The 14291-nt window shown below is 73.6% G+C and carries 14 protein-coding genes; 9 read left to right on the top strand and 5 right to left on the bottom strand.

All coding sequences use genetic code 11. From position 1 onward, the window contains the following. Window positions 1-2 precede the first annotated feature (2 nt). The gene (map, locus tag ACZ6AQ_RS24385) at window positions 3-770 is read right to left on the bottom strand and encodes a type I methionyl aminopeptidase (RefSeq protein ID WP_388695978.1); all 768 of its coding nucleotides are present in this window, start codon (window positions 768-770) and stop codon (window positions 3-5) included. Between the two features lie 33 nt (window positions 771-803). Here map and ACZ6AQ_RS24380 point away from each other — a divergent pair, with 33 nt between their 5' ends. The 6 genes from ACZ6AQ_RS24380 to ACZ6AQ_RS24355 all read left to right on the top strand — a co-directional run bounded on the left by ACZ6AQ_RS24380 (window position 804) and on the right by ACZ6AQ_RS24355 (window position 6450). Beyond that, on the top strand, window positions 804-1055 hold the full coding sequence (locus ACZ6AQ_RS24380) for a helix-turn-helix domain-containing protein (RefSeq protein ID WP_468762249.1): 252 nt from the start codon (window positions 804-806) through the stop codon (window positions 1053-1055). A 55-nt stretch (window positions 1056-1110) separates the two neighbouring features. Further along, window positions 1111-1494 carry a PPOX class F420-dependent oxidoreductase gene (locus ACZ6AQ_RS24375; protein WP_468762247.1) on the top strand — a complete coding sequence of 128 codons (384 nt, stop codon included), beginning with the start codon at window positions 1111-1113 and terminating at the stop codon, window positions 1492-1494. 234 nt (window positions 1495-1728) lie between these two features. Next, a complete protein-coding gene (locus ACZ6AQ_RS24370) occupies window positions 1729-2571 on the top strand; it encodes a nitrilase-related carbon-nitrogen hydrolase (RefSeq protein ID WP_468762245.1) in 843 nt (280 codons plus the stop codon). Beyond that, window positions 2568-3848, top strand: coding sequence for an aspartate aminotransferase family protein (locus tag ACZ6AQ_RS24365; protein ID WP_468762243.1), 1281 nt, complete (start codon window positions 2568-2570; stop codon window positions 3846-3848). The genes ACZ6AQ_RS24370 and ACZ6AQ_RS24365 overlap by 4 nt, the downstream gene beginning before the upstream one ends. A 146-nt stretch (window positions 3849-3994) precedes the next feature. Continuing rightward, window positions 3995-5386, top strand: a complete 1392-nt coding sequence (gene hydA, locus ACZ6AQ_RS24360) for a dihydropyrimidinase (RefSeq protein WP_468762242.1) — start codon at window positions 3995-3997, stop codon at window positions 5384-5386. Window positions 5387-5433: 47 nt separating this feature from the next. Continuing rightward, a complete protein-coding gene (locus ACZ6AQ_RS24355; RefSeq protein WP_468762240.1) occupies window positions 5434-6450 on the top strand; it encodes a TIGR03842 family LLM class F420-dependent oxidoreductase in 1017 nt (338 codons plus the stop codon). Window positions 6451-6469: 19 nt separating this feature from the next. Here the strand turns inward: ACZ6AQ_RS24355 and ACZ6AQ_RS24350 are convergent, their stop codons facing one another. The 4 genes from ACZ6AQ_RS24350 to ACZ6AQ_RS24335 form a co-directional block, all read right to left on the bottom strand. Beyond that, window positions 6470-7282 (bottom strand): serine protease, encoded by an 813-nt coding sequence (locus ACZ6AQ_RS24350; RefSeq protein WP_468762238.1) that lies wholly within the window; start codon window positions 7280-7282, stop codon window positions 6470-6472. Window positions 7283-7511: 229 nt separating this feature from the next. Beyond that, a complete protein-coding gene (locus ACZ6AQ_RS24345) occupies window positions 7512-8576 on the bottom strand; it encodes a lipoate--protein ligase family protein (RefSeq protein ID WP_468762236.1) in 1065 nt (354 codons plus the stop codon). Window positions 8577-8769: 193 nt separating this feature from the next. After that, the gene (locus ACZ6AQ_RS24340; RefSeq protein ID WP_468762234.1) at window positions 8770-9486 is read right to left on the bottom strand and encodes a hypothetical protein; all 717 of its coding nucleotides are present in this window, start codon (window positions 9484-9486) and stop codon (window positions 8770-8772) included. Next, window positions 9483-10502, bottom strand: coding sequence for a hypothetical protein (locus tag ACZ6AQ_RS24335; RefSeq protein WP_468762232.1), 1020 nt, complete (start codon window positions 10500-10502; stop codon window positions 9483-9485). The genes ACZ6AQ_RS24340 and ACZ6AQ_RS24335 overlap by 4 nt, the downstream gene beginning before the upstream one ends. A gap of 190 nt (window positions 10503-10692) precedes the next feature. Between ACZ6AQ_RS24335 and ACZ6AQ_RS24330 the strand changes: the two genes are divergently transcribed. The 3 genes from ACZ6AQ_RS24330 to ACZ6AQ_RS24320 all read left to right on the top strand — a co-directional run bounded on the left by ACZ6AQ_RS24330 (window position 10693) and on the right by ACZ6AQ_RS24320 (window position 14289). After that, a complete protein-coding gene (locus ACZ6AQ_RS24330; RefSeq protein WP_468762333.1) occupies window positions 10693-12111 on the top strand; it encodes a phytoene desaturase family protein in 1419 nt (472 codons plus the stop codon). A 9-nt stretch (window positions 12112-12120) separates the two neighbouring features. After that, on the top strand, window positions 12121-12741 hold the full coding sequence (locus ACZ6AQ_RS24325; RefSeq protein WP_388695947.1) for an L-threonylcarbamoyladenylate synthase: 621 nt from the start codon (window positions 12121-12123) through the stop codon (window positions 12739-12741). A gap of 72 nt (window positions 12742-12813) precedes the next feature. Further along, entirely contained in the window at window positions 12814-14289 is a 1476-nt protein-coding gene (locus ACZ6AQ_RS24320) for an AlkA N-terminal domain-containing protein (RefSeq protein ID WP_468762230.1), read from the top strand. The last annotated feature ends 2 nt before the right edge of the window (window positions 14290-14291 follow it).

Genomic DNA, 14291 nt, shown 5'->3' with positions numbered 1-14291 from the left:
GGCTACGGTGCCGTCAGCACGCGCGGGCCGTCGTCCGTGATCGCCACCGTGTGCTCGGCGTGGGCGGCGCGCGAGCCGTCGGACGTGCGCATCGTCCAGCCGTCCCGCGCCGTGTAGTAGTCGTCCGTACCACCGCCGATGAGCATCGGCTCGATCGCGAGCGTCATCCCGTGACGCAGCTTCATGCCCCGGCCCGGGCGTCCCTCGTTGGGGACGCCCGGGTCCTCGTGCATGGTGCGGCCGATGCCGTGCCCGCCGAAGCCGTCCGGGATGCCGTACCCGGCGGCCCGGCAGACCCGCCCGATCGCGTGCGCGACGTCCCCGATCCGGTTGCCGACGACGGCCGCCGCGATGCCGGCCTCCAGGGCCTCCTCCGCCGTGGCGATCAGCCGGGCGTCCTCCGGCCGGGCCGGGCCGACCGTGAAGCTGACGGCGGAGTCGCCCGCCCAGCCGCCCAGCAGCGCCCCGCAGTCCGCGGACACCAGGTCGCCCGGCGCGAGCCGGGTGTCGTCCGGGACGCCGTGCACGATCGCGTCGTTCACCGAGAGGCACACGACCGCCGGGAACGGCACCGGCGCCCACTCCGGGCGGTACCCCAGGAAGGGCGAGCCGGCGCCCGCGTCCGCCAGCACCTCGCGCGCGGCCCGGTCGAGGTCCGTCAGCCGGACGCCGGGCGCCGCCTTCTCCCGTACGGCCGCGAGGGCGCGGGCCACCACCCGTCCGGTCTCGCGCATGGCCGCCAGGGATTCGTTCGTCTTGATCTCCACCATGACCAATTACTATACCGGTATTAGAATGGCCTCATGGTGCGCACCCCCCTGACCCCCGAAGAGCGCGAGCGCGGCGAGCGTCTGGGACTGCTCCTGCGCGAGGCGCGCGGCGAGCGGTCCATGGTCGAGATCGCGGCGGCCGCCGGACTCTCCGCCGAGACCCTCCGCAAGATCGAGACCGGCCGGGCCCCGACCCCGGCCTTCTTCACCGTCGCGGCCCTCGCCGGCGTCCTCGGCCTCTCCATGGACGAGCTGGTCGCGCACTGCTCCCCGGCCCCGGTCTGAGCCGGGGCGGGCCCGGTGCCCGGCGCGGTCCGGCGCGCCCCGTAGGCTCCCGGGCATGGTTCCCGAGGAGCTGCGGCGCGGCCGCTACGTCAGCCTGACCACCTTCCGGAAGGACGGCACGGGGGTCGCGACGCCCGTCTGGTACGCGGTGGAGGGCTCCGAGCTGTACGCCTGGACCCGCACCGACTCCTGGAAGGTCAAGCGGCTGCGGAACGACCCGCGGGTCGTGGCCGCCGTCTGCGACGTGCGCGGCAACGTTCCCGGGGGCGCCGCACGCGTGACCGGCGAGGCCCGCCTCGTGACGGGGGAGGAGCTGCGCCGGGTCCGGCGGCTGCTCCTGCGCAAGTACACCTGGCAGTTCTGGCTCGTCGACGTTCCGGCCACGCTCTTCCGGCTCGGCAGGCGCCCGCACACCGGGATCGTCGTGCGCTTCCCGTGAGCCCCGGCCGGGCGCGGCGCGAGGCCCCGGACGCCGGGACCCCGCGCCGCGCCCGCATGAGGTCGCGTGTGCCCGCATGTGACCGATGTGGACCACTCGGGTATGAAACATGATCGACTCGGCCGCTTCGCGGCAGTGGTCTTGCTCCGGGGTGTGACGGGGCTTACGTTCTCTTCCTACGCACCGCGTCTACGTGCGTAGAGGCTCTCTGACGCCGTGCCGAAGGAGCAGCTCATGAACGACGTCGTACGCGCCGCGCTCGTCCAGGCGACCTGGACCGGGGACACCGAATCCATGATCGCCAAGCACGAGGAGCACGCCCGCGAGGCCGCCCGGCAGGGCGCCGGGGTCATCGGCTTCCAGGAGGTGTTCAACGCCCCCTACTTCTGCCAGGTCCAGGAGCCCGAGCACTACCGCTGGGCCGAGCCCGTCCCCGACGGCCCGACCGTCCGCCGGATGCGGGACCTCGCCCGGGAGACCGGCATGGTGATCGTGGTCCCCGTCTTCGAGGTCGAGGGCGAGGGCTTCTACTACAACACCGCCGCCGTGATCGACGCCGACGGCAGCTACCTCGGCAAGTACCGCAAGCACCACATCCCCCAGGTCGAGGGCTTCTGGGAGAAGTACTACTTCCGTCCGGGCAACGCCGGCTGGCCGGTCTTCGACACCGCCGTCGGCAAGGTCGGCGTCTACATCTGCTACGACCGCCACTTCCCGGAGGGATGGCGCCAGCTCGGACTCAACGGAGCCCAGCTGGTCTACAACCCGTCCGCCACCCACCGCGGCCTCTCCTCCCACCTCTGGCAGCTCGAACAGCCCGCCGCCGCCGTCGCCAACGAGTACTTCGTCGCCGCCATCAACCGCGTCGGCGTCGAGGAGTACGGCGACAACGACTTCTACGGCACGAGCTACTTCGTCGACCCGCGCGGCCGTTTCGTCGGCGACGTCGCCTCCGACAAGGACGAGGAACTCGTCGTCCGCGACCTCGACTTCGGCCTCATCGCCCAGGTCCGCCGGCAGTGGGCCTTCTACCGGGACCGCCGCCCCGACGCGTACGACGGGCTGGTGCGGCCGTGAGCAGCCTGTACGACCGGCACAGGGCCGTCGTCCCCGACTGGGTCGCCCTCTACTACCGCGACCCCCTGGAGATCACCCACGGCGAGGGCCGCCACGTCTGGGACGCCGAGGGACGCAGGTACCTCGACTTCTTCGGCGGCATCCTCACCACCATGACCGCCCACGCCCTGCCCGAGGTCACCAAGGCCGTCGCCGAGCAGGCCGGACGGATCGTCCACTCCTCGACGCTCTACCTCAACCGGCCCATGGTGGAGCTCGCCGAGCGGATCGCCGGGCTCTCCGGCATCCCCGACGCCCGCGTCTTCTTCACCACCTCCGGCACCGAGGCCAACGACACCGCCCTCCTCCTCGCCACCGCGTACCGCCGCTCGAACCAGATCCTGGCGATGCGCAACAGCTACCACGGCCGCTCCTTCTCCACCGTCGGCGTCACCGGCAACCGCGCCTGGTCGCCCACCGGCCTCTCCCCGCTCCAGACGCTCTACGTGCACGGCGCCGTCCGCACGCGCGGGCCCTACGCCGGGTACACCGACGAGCGGTTCACCGAGGCGTGCGTCGCCGACCTCGAAGACCTCATCGGCCACACCCGGAACGTCGCCGCGCTCATCGCGGAGCCGATCCAGGGCGTCGGCGGCTTCACCTCCCCGCCCGACGGCCTGTACGCCGCCTTCCGCCGCGTCCTCGACCGGCACGGCATCCTGTGGATCGCGGACGAGGTGCAGACCGGCTGGGGCCGCACCGGCGACCACTTCTGGGGCTGGCAGGCCCACGGCCGGGCCGGACCGCCCGACATCCTCACCTTCGCCAAGGGCATCGGCAACGGCATGTCGATCGGCGGGGTCGTCGCCCGCGCCGAGGTGATGAACTGCGTCGACGCCCACTCCCTCTCCACCTTCGGCGGTTCGCCCGTCACCATGGCCGCCGGACTCGCCAACCTCTCGTACCTCCTGGAACACGACCTCCAGGGCAACGCCCGCCGCGTCGGCGGTCTCCTCCTGGAACGCGTCCGAGCGGTCTGCGCCGGTGTTCCCGCCGTGCGGGAGGTACGCGGCCGGGGGCTCATGATCGGCGTCGAACTCACCGAACCGGACACCGACCGCGCGAACCCGGAGGCGGTCGCCGCGGTCCTGGAGGCGGCCCGCGAGAACGGCCTGCTCATCGGCAAGGGCGGCGGCCACGACACCAGCACCCTGCGCATCGCCCCGCCCCTCTCCCTCACCGTCTCCGAGGCCGAGGAGGGCGCCGCCCTCCTCGAACGGGCCCTCCGGTCCCTCTGAACCCGTGAGGCCGGGAGCTCCCCGGCGGAGGAGGCCGGAGGCCGCGCGGGCCGACGGCGCGCGGCGGGCCGGGGAGCGGCCCCGGCCTGCACGGGCGGAGGACCGGCCGGTGGCCGGCGCGAAGGGAAGGAAGGGAAGGCGGGGAGATGACTCGGACTCTGATCACCGGCGGGCTCGTGATCACGGCCGCGGAAGAGGTGCACGCGGACGTGCTGATCGAGCACGGCCGGGTGGTGGCGCTGGCGTCGCCGGGAAGCCAGGAGTGGACGGCCGACCGCGTGATCGACGCGTCGCGGAAGTACGTGATCCCGGGCGGGGTCGACGCGCACACGCACATGGAGCTGCCGTTCGGCGGCACGTCCGCGTCGGACACGTTCGAGACGGGGACGCGGGCCGCGGCGTGGGGCGGGACGACCACGATCGTCGACTTCGCGGTGCAGTCGAAGGGAGAGTCGCTGCAGGCCGGCCTGGACGCCTGGCACGAGAAGGCGGACGGGAACTGCGCGATCGACTACGCGTTCCACATGATCATGTCGGACGTGAACGAGGCGACGCTGCGGGAGATGCCGAAGCTCGTCGAGCACGGGGTTTCCTCGTTCAAATTGTTCATGGCGTATCCGGGGGTCTTCTATTCGGACGACGGGCAGATCCTGCGGGCGATGCAGGTGGCCGGCGAGACCGGTGGGCTGATCATGATGCACGCGGAGAACGGCATCGCGATCGACGTCCTGGTGGAGCAGGCGCTCGCCCGGGGCGAGACCGACCCCCGATATCACGGGGAGGTCCGCAAGGCGCTGCTGGAGGCGGAGGCCACCCACCGGGCGATCCAGCTCGCGCGGGTCGCGGGCAGTCCGCTGTACGTCGTCCATGTCTCCGCGCAGGAGGCGGTGGCGGAGATCGCCGCCGCCCGGGACATGGGCCTGCCGGTCTTCGGCGAGACCTGCCCGCAGTACCTCTTCCTGTCGACGGACAACCTGGCGGAGCCGGACTTCGAGGGCGCCAAGTACGTGTGCAGCACGCCTCTGCGGCCGAAGGAGCACCAGGCGGCGCTGTGGCGGGGCTTGCGGACGAACGACCTCCAGGTGGTCTCCACCGACCACTGCCCCTTCTGCTTCACCGGGCAGAAGGAGCTGGGCCGGGGCGACTTCTCGAAGATCCCCAACGGCCTGCCGGGCGTCGAGAACCGCATGGACCTCCTCCACCAGGCGGTGGTGGACGGCCACATCTCCCGCCGCCGCTGGATCGAGATCGCCTGCGCGACCCCGGCACGGATGTTCGGCCTCTACCCGCAGAAGGGCACGATCACGCCGGGCGCGGACGCGGACATCGTCGTCTACGACCCGCACGCCACCCAGGTGCTGTCGGCCGGGACGCACCACATGAACGTCGACTACTCGGCGTACGAGGGGAAGGCGATCACCGGGCAGGTCGAGACCGTCTTGTCCCGGGGGGAGGTCGTCATCGACCGGCGGAAGTACACGGGGCGCGCGGGGCACGGGGTCTTCGTGCCGCGCGGTCTCTGTCAGTACCTGGGCTGAGCGGCCCGGGGTCCCGTCCCACCGACTCGAACCGGGAGGCCACCGCAGTGGACTTCGGACTCGTCCTGCAGACCGACCCGCCCGCCTCGCAGGTGGTCGGCCTGATGCGCCGGGCGGAGCGCAACGGCTTCCGCTACGGCTGGACCTTCGACTCCGCCGTGCTGTGGCAGGAGCCGTTCGTCATCTACAGCCAGATCCTGGAGCACACCACCAAGCTCCGTGTGGGCCCGATGGTCACCAACCCGGGGACGCGGACGTGGGAGGTGACGGCCTCCACCTTCGCCACCCTCAACGACATGTTCGGCAACCGGACCGTCTGCGGCATCGGCCGCGGCGACTCCGCGATGCGCGTCGCCGGCCGCAGGCCCAACACCCTCGCCCGGCTCGGCGAGGCCATCGAGGTCATCCGCGACCTGGCGGAGGGCCGCGAGGCGACCGTGGACGGCAACCCGATCCGCATCCCCTGGATCAAGAACGGCAAGCTCCCCGTCTGGATGGCGGCGTACGGCCCCAAGGCCCTCGCCCTGGCCGGGCAGAAGGCCGACGGCTTCATCCTCCAGCTCGCCGACCCGTTCCTGACCGAGTGGATGGTCAAGGCCGTCCGGCAGGCGGCCACCGACGCGGGCCGCGACCCCGACGCCCTCACCATCTGCGTCGCCGCCCCTGCCTACGTCACGGCCGACGACTCCCCGGAGGCATTGGCCCACGCCCGGGACCAGTGCCGCTGGTTCGGCGGCATGGTCGGCAACCACGTCGCGGACCTGGTCGCCAAGTACGGCGAGCACTCCTCGATGGTCCCCGAGGAGCTGACGGCCTACATCAAGGACCGGCACGGCTACGACTACTCCCACCACGGCCGCGCCGACAACCCCGACACCGCCTTCGTCCCCGACGGGATCGTCGACCGCTTCTGCCTCCTCGGCCCGGCCGGAGCCCACATCGACAAGCTCCGCCGCCTCAAGGACCTCGGCGTGGACCAGTTCGCCGTCTACGCCATGCACGACCACCGCGAGGGCACCATCGACGCCTACGGCACGGAGGTCATCCCCGCGCTCAACTCCTGACCTCCTCCGCACCCCGTCCTCAGGAGGCGCGCGACGGCCGTTCCCCGGTCATCCGTCCGATCCAGCCGAGGTGCGACCGGACGCGGGTGTTCACGGCGGGGGTGTCGGTGGCGCACCCCCACCCGTAGGAGACCAGGCCGACCAGGTACGGCTTCCGCGCCACCGTACGGACCAGGGGGCCGCCGGAGTCGTACTGGCAGGTGTCCCGCCCGGGGGAGTACGTGCAGAGCTGGGCGGGCGTCACCCGGGCGACGCCCCTGGCCTCGCAGGCCGCGTTGTCCATGGTGTCGAGGGTGACGGTCCGCAGGACGGGGGAGGCGCGTCCGCCGGACGAGGTGGCGCCCCACCCCGGCGCCTCGACCCGCGTGTGGTCGAAGGTGCCGTGGGCATAGGGCGAGGGCAGGGCGACCGGGCGCACGTCCCGGTCGAACACCACCGGCTCGGCCAGCCGGACGAGGGCGATGTCGTTCCGCTGGGTCTCCGGGTCGTACCCCGGGTGCGTCAGGAACCGGTCCGGGGCCGCGAGCACCGCGTGCGGACTGTCGTCCCCGCTCGTCAGGTCGTGGTCCCCGAGGAGCACGCCCACCCGCGCGGTGCTGCCGTACGCGCCCGTCAGGCAGTGCGCGGCGGTCAGGACGTACCGGTCGCCGATCAGCGCCCCGCCGCACATCACCCGCCGCTCGGCCAGGTCCACGAGCCCCGCCATGAACGGGTACTGGTGCGGCCCGGCCTCCTGTCCTCCGACGACCGCGTGCGCCGGCGCGGGCCCGAGCACGCTCATGCCCATCACCGCGCCCGCGACCGAGGCCACGAGCTTCCGCGTCCGTCCCATGGGACCTCCGATCCGTCGGCGTCACCCTGCCGGGGCCGACGGCGTGCAGAGACGTTTCCTCCGCGTGCTTTCCGGCCTGCGTCGGCATCAACGAACCGGACGGGACCCGGTCACCCCGGCCCGGCCCCGGACTGGCGTTCGACGGGAGGGCGCGGAGGGCGCGGGTGGCGCGCGGGCGCGGAGCCGACGGAGCGGGGGCGGTGCGCGGGCGGGGGTCCGGGACGGGCGGCTACGGCACGCGCGCGGTCCACTCCTCGGTGGCGAACTTCGTCCGCACCAGCTCCTCCGCCCGGGCCAGCTCCTCCTCCGTGACCTCCCCGGCGGTCAGGCCGTAGCGGTCGCGGAAGGAGGCGATCATGTTCTCGATCACCCGCTCCCGGGGGAGGCCGGTCTGGCGCCGGAGCGGGTCCACGCGCTTCTTGGCGCTCCTCGTGCCCTTGTCGGACATCTTCTCCCGGCCGATGCGCAGGACCTCCAGCATCTTGTCGGCGTCGATGTCGTACGACATGGTCACGTGGTGCAGGACGGCCCCCGGCCCGCCGTCCGGGCCGACCACCCGCTTCTGGGCGGCGCCCGCGATCTTCCCGGCCTCGGTGGCGATGTCGTTGAGCGGCTGGTACCACGCCTTGATCCCCATGTCGCCGAGCGCGCCCAGGACCCAGTCGTCGAGGTAGGCGTAGCTGTCGGCGAAGGAGAGCCCCGACACCAGGGACTCCGGTACGGACAAGGAGTAGGTGATGGTGCTCATCGGCTCCACGAACATGGCCCCGCCCCCGGAGATGCGGCGCACCACGGTCATCCCGTGCCTCGCGGCCCCTTCGGGGTCCACCTCGTTCCGCAGCGACTGGAAACTGCCGATGATCACCGCGGGCGAGGCCCATTCCCAGACCCGCAGGGTGGGGGCGCGCCGTCCGGCGGCGACTTCGGCGGTGAGCACCTCGTCCAGTGCCATGTGCAGGGCGGGGGCCTGAGGTCCCGCGTGCACCAGCTGCCAGTCGTAGTCGCTCCACTCGGTCGCGTGGGCCAGGGCCCGCCGGACGGCGATGCCGATCCCTTCCGCGGTCAGCCCGAACATCACGGTCGACTCGGGCAGCGCCGCGATGATCCGGTCCGCCAGGCCCGTGGCGTCCGTGGCGGAAGGGGCGCCCTCCAGGGCGCCGTTGATCGCCAGGATCGCCTCGTCGGGCTCCAGGAAGAAGTCCCCGGCCACCCGCACGTCGCGGAGCGCCCCCTCCTCCACGTCCAGGTCGACGACGACGAGCTTGCCGCCGGGCGCCTTGTACTCACCGTGCACCGTTTCGTTCCCTTCCGGCAGGGGACCGGGACCCCGGGTCTCCCGGACCCGGCACTCGGACATACCTGTGCGTACTTCGCATCGCACTCTAGTACCGCACCGGGGCCCCCTCCGAGGGGCGGGCGGGCCCGGGTGGCGGGTGACCGCGTCTTCGGCGGCGGCCGGTCCCGACCCGGCGCCCCGGCGCACGACGTCAGTCGAGGGGGGTGCGCGGGGCGTCCGCGCCCTCCCGGTCCGCGAGGAGGTGCCGGGCGGTCCGCGCCACCTCCTCCGGGGAGCCGGGCGTCCGGATCGTACGGTGGCCTCCCAGCTCCCGGGGGCCGAGGACCCGCTCCCCGGCACCGGGGACCGGGGTCACCCGGGCGAGGGTGACGGCGCCCCCCGGCCCCGTCACCGCGGTGGTGTGGAAGACGCCGGCCCCCAGCCGGTAGAACGACCCGGCGGGCAGCGTCTCGTCGGACCGGCCGGAGATCCGCACCGTCCGCGACGAGGGCGTGAGACGGTCCTCGTTCCCCTCGCCCCGGACGTCGAAGAGCCGGAACCCCTCGTCCCCGGGGCACGGGGCCACCTCGACCGTCGTGTTGCGCACGGTGCCGAGGTGGACGTAGCTGACGAGGTCCCAGGCGTGCATGTGGTACGGCGAGGTGGTCAGGGTGCGCCAGTGCGGCCGGGCGGGCCAGAGGTGGAGCCGCAGCGCCGCCCCGGGCCCGCGGCGCAGCGGCGCGTAGAGGAAACCCAGCGGGTGGCGTACGGCCGGCACCGTGAAGCGGCCCTCCGCCAGGCCGAGCAGCAGGGCGTCGGCGAGCGGTCCGACGAGCGCGGCCGTCCCGTCCCGCCCGGCCGCCAGCAGCTCGTCCAGGCGTCCGGCGATGCGGGCCGCGGAGCCCTCCGCCCGCCCCGGGCCGCTCACGGCCGCGTCCCGTCGACGTGCCTCGCGTAGAGGCCGTCCAGGTAGCGCACGAAGGCCTCGACGTACCTCTCGTGGTCGGCGCGCCACCGCGCGAGGTCGGAGTCGTCGACGGGCCGCCCGATGACACCGGCCAGGTGCCGCTTGAGATCCTCGTCGTCGTCCGTGGCCGTGAAGGTCACCCGGCGGGACCAGATGTCCAGGCCGCGCGCCAGGTCCAGCTTGAAGACCCGGTACATGAAGGACTCCTTGTCGAACCGCAGGCTCTCGGGCATCTCCTTCGCCTCGGAACTGTCGCTGTGGTACCAGGAGATGTAGACGGAGTCGTCGAACATCTCGTACCGGTAGACGGAGGAGTCCTCGGTGTACAGCAGGTTGACGGGGCAGTAGCGACGGTAGTCGAAGAGCGAGACGACGCTCTGGACGAGTTCGAGCCGCAGCGCCTCCTCCAGCTGCTCCGCCGTCTGCCCGGCCGACGACGCCCAGTGGCGCCGGTCCGCCGCGCGCCGGGCGATGGCGCGGGAGTCGCCGGGGCTGAGCATGGCCACCGTCACCTGGTGCGGGTCGCGGCGCGCGCGGCGGAGCCGGGCCGCCACGTACCGCGCGCTCGGTCCGCGGAACGCGTAGAAGCCGGTGCGCTCCAGGCTGTTCGTCATGTCGATGTTGAACTGGTCGCCGAAGCCGGCCCGGGCCGGGTCGACCGGCGGGTAGACGGCGGTGGGGAGGAATTCCCTGCGCCCCTTGGCGAGTTCGTCGGTGAGGCTGACGGAGAAGCGGTCGAGCCCCTCCTTGAGGGTCTGGTCCAGGCTCCGCTCCTGCACGCGCTGGCTCAGCAGGGAGAAGATCACGGCGAAGATGACGCTCGCGACCAGATTGAGCCCGACGGCGGACAGCACCGCGCGCGTGGTCAGGCCGTCGTCGAACCAGGCCATCCCGAATCCGACGAGCAGAGCCGCCGCGCACGCCAGCCAGAAGGCGTACGTCACCAGAGACCGGCGCTCCTGACGCAGGACCGTCACCGCCGCCCCACCTCCCCCGAGAACGGTCCGGGTCCCCCTCGGACCCGGTCCTGGTTCCCTGCCCCGCCGCCGTACGCCTCGAACCCCCACGGGCCGCACGGGCGCGGACGGGGGGCGCGCTCCGCCCCCTATCCTGGGAGCACCGGCCACCGGCTGACGAAGGAGCCCGCGGGTGACGCACAGGACACCGATGCTCGACGCCGCCGTCGTGGGGGCGGGTCCCAACGGTCTGACCGCCGCCGTGGAACTGGCCCGCCGCGGCTTCTCCGTGGCCGTCTTCGAGGCCAGGTCCACCGTGGGCGGCGGCGCCAGGACCGAGGAGCTGACCCTTCCCGGCTTCCGGCACGATCCCTGTTCCGCCGTGCACCCCCTCGGCGCCGGCTCGCCCGTCTTCAGGACGATGCCCCTCGACCGGTACGGACTGGAGTGGCTCCATCCGGAGCTGCCCATGGCCCATCCGTGGGACGACGGCACCTCCGTCGTCCTCGCCCGCTCCGTCGCCGAGACCGCCGCCTCCCTCGGTCCGCGCGACGCCGGGGCGTACCGGCGGCTCGTCGCCCCCTTCCGCGGCAAGTGGGACACCCTGGCGGCGGACTTCATGCAGCTCCCGCTCACCGCGCTGCCCCGCGACCCGGTCACCCTCGCCCGCTTCGGCCTCGCCGGGCTGCCGCCCTCCACCTGGCTCGTGCGCCGCTTCCGGGACGAGAAGGCCCGCGCGCTCTTCGCCGGGCTCGTCGGCCACGTCATGGCCCCCCTCGGCGGCTTCGCGACCGGCGCCGTCGGCCTCGTCTTCGCGCTCGCCGCCCACGCCGGCGGCTGGCCGCTGCCCCGGGGCGGTTCGCAGTCCCTCTCCGACGCCCTCACCGCGTACCTCCGGGACCTCGGCGGCGCCGTCCACACCGACTACGAGGTCAAGCGCCTCGACGACCTGCCGCCGGCCCGCGCCTACGTCTTCGACACCTCGCCCACCGCCCTCGCCCGGATCGCCGGATTCGGCGGCCACTACGACCGCTACGCGTACGGCGCCGCCGCCTTCAAGATCGACTACGCCCTGGACGGCCCCGTGCCGTGGACCGCCGAGGAGCCCCGCCGCGCCGGCACCGTCCAGATCGGCCCCACCGCCGGGGAGATCGGCACCGCCCTGAACCGGGCGTCCTCCGGCACCGCCCCCGACGTGCCCTTCCTCATCACCGCGCAGCCCAGCCTCGTCGATCCCTCGCGCGCGCCCGGGGGCAAGCACGTCTTCTGGGCGTACGGCCACGTGCCCAACGGCTGGCGCGGCGACCTCACCGAGGCGATCGAACGCCAGATCGAGCGCTTCGCCCCCGGCTTCCGCGACCGCGTCCTGGCCCGCGCCACCGCCGGCCCGCCCGAGCTCGCCGCCCGCAACGCCAACTACGTCGGCGGCGACATCGCCTGCGGCGCCGCCCGCGGCCTCCAGCTCCTGCTGCGCCCCACCCTCTCCCCGCGCCCCTACGACACCCCCCACCCCGCGGTCTTCCTCTGCTCCTCCGCCACCCCGCCCGGCCCCGGCGTGCACGGCATGTCCGGCCACAACGCGGCGAAGGCGGTCTGGCGGCGGCTGCGCGCCCCCGCCCGCGAAAATTAGACTGGCCCCATGGCCAAGTACTTCGACGTGCACCCCGACAACCCGCAGCCGCGCACCATCGCGGCGGTGGCCGACAGCATCCGGAACGGGGCGCTCGTCGCGTACCCGACCGACTCCTGCTACGCGCTCGGCACCCGCATGGGCAGCCGCGACGGCATCAGCCGCATCCGGGCGATCCGCGACCTGGACGACCGGCACCACTTCACCCTGATGTGCCGGGACTTCGCCCAGCTGGGCCAGCTCGTGCACATCGACAACGACGTGTTCCGCGCCGTCAAGGCGGCCACCCCCGGCCCGTACACCTTCATCCTGCCCGCCACCAAGGAGGTGCCGCGCCAGCTCCTCCACCCCAAGAAGAAGACGGTCGGCGTCCGCATCCCCGACCACGTCGCCACCCAGGCGCTCCTGGCCGAACTCGGCGAGCCGATGCTCTCCAGCACCCTGCTCCTGCCCGACGAGGCCGAGCCGCTGACCCAGGGCTGGGAGATCAAGGAACGGCTCGACCACCAGGTCGACGCGGTCCTCGACTCCGGCGACTGCGGCACCGAGCCCACCACCGTCGTGGACTTCTCCGGCGGCGAGCCCGAGATCGTCCGCCGGGGGGCGGGGGACACCGCCCGCTTCGAGTAGCGGGCTCCGGGGCCGGACGGCCATGTCGTTTTTCCGCCAGCTCCGGCGCCGTCCGTCCCCGACCATGGAGACATGCACACCGACACCGAGCGCTGCGTGCGGGCCGTCCGGTCGAAGGACGCCCGCTTCGACGGCGTGTTCTTCACGGCCGTCCGCACCACCCGGATCTACTGCCGGCCGAGCTGCCCGGCCGCCCCGCCCAAGGCCGAGAACATGGAGTTCCACCCCAGCGCCGCCTCCTGCCAGCGCGCCGGCTTCCGGGCCTGCAAGCGGTGCCGGCCCGACACCAGCCCCGGTTCGCCCGAATGGAACGTCCGGGCCGACGCCGTCGCCCGCGCGATGCGGCTCATCCAGGACGGCGTCGTCGACCGGGAGGGCGTCCCCGGCCTCGCCCGGCGGCTCGGCTGGTCCACCCGCCAGATCGAACGCCAGCTCCTCGCCGAGCTGGGCGCCGGCCCCCTCGCCCTGGCCCGCGCCCAGCGCGCCCAGACCGCGCGGGTGCTCATCGAGACGACCCCGATGCGCCTGGGCGAGATCGCCTTCGCCGCCGGGTTCTCCTCCGTCCGCGCCTTCAACGACACCGTCCGCGAGGTCTTCGCCCTCACCCCCGGCGCACTGCGCGCCCGGGCCGCCCGTCCGGCCGCGCCCCGGTCGCCCGCCCCCGGAGCGATCTGCCTCCGGCTGCCGTTCCGCGCGCCCTTCGAACCCTCCAACGTCTTCGGCCACCTCGCGGCGACCGCCGTCCCCGGCGTCGAGGAGTGGCGGGACGACGCCTACCGCCGCACCCTCGGCCTCCCGCACGGGCACGGCACCGTCGCCCTCGCCCCCCGCGCCGACCACATCGCCTGCCGCCTCTCCCTCACCGACCCGCGCGACCTCACCCACGCGATCAGCCGCTGCCGCAGGCTCCTCGACCTCGACGCCGACCCCGTCGCCGTGGACGAGCGGCTGCGCGCCGACCCGCTGCTCGCCCCGCTCGTGGACGCCGCGCCCGGCCGCCGGGTGCCCGGCTCCGTCGACCCCGCCGAGTTCGCCGTACGCGCCGTCCTCGGCCAGCAGGTCTCCACCGCCGCCGCCCGCACCCACGCCGCCCGGCTCGTCGCCGCGCACGGCGTCCCGGTCGACGACCCCGAGGGCGGCCTCACCCACCTCTTCCCGGAACCCGGGGCGCTCGCCGCCCTCGACCCCGCCGACCTCGCCCTGCCCCGCAGCCGCCGCACCACCCTCCTGACCCTGGTCCGGGCCCTCGCGGACGGCACGCTCCCCCTCGGCCCCGCCGACGACCGCGAGGAGGTCCGCGCCCGGCTGCTCGCCCTGCCCGGCTTCGGCCCCTGGACCACCGAACTCATCGCCATGCGGGCCCTCGGCGACCCCGACGCCTTCCTCCCCGGCGACCTCGGCGTCCGCCGCGCCGCCGAACGCCTCGGCCTGCCCGCCACCCCGGCCGCGCTGACCGCCCGCGCCGCGTGCTGGCGCCCCTGGCGCGCCTACGCCGTCCAGTACCTCTGGGCGACCGACACCCACCCGGTCAACCACCTGCCCTCCTGAGG

Source organism: Streptomyces sp. NPDC041191 (genome assembly GCF_055591945.1).
This window is presented reverse-complemented; position numbering and strand designations above follow the sequence as displayed.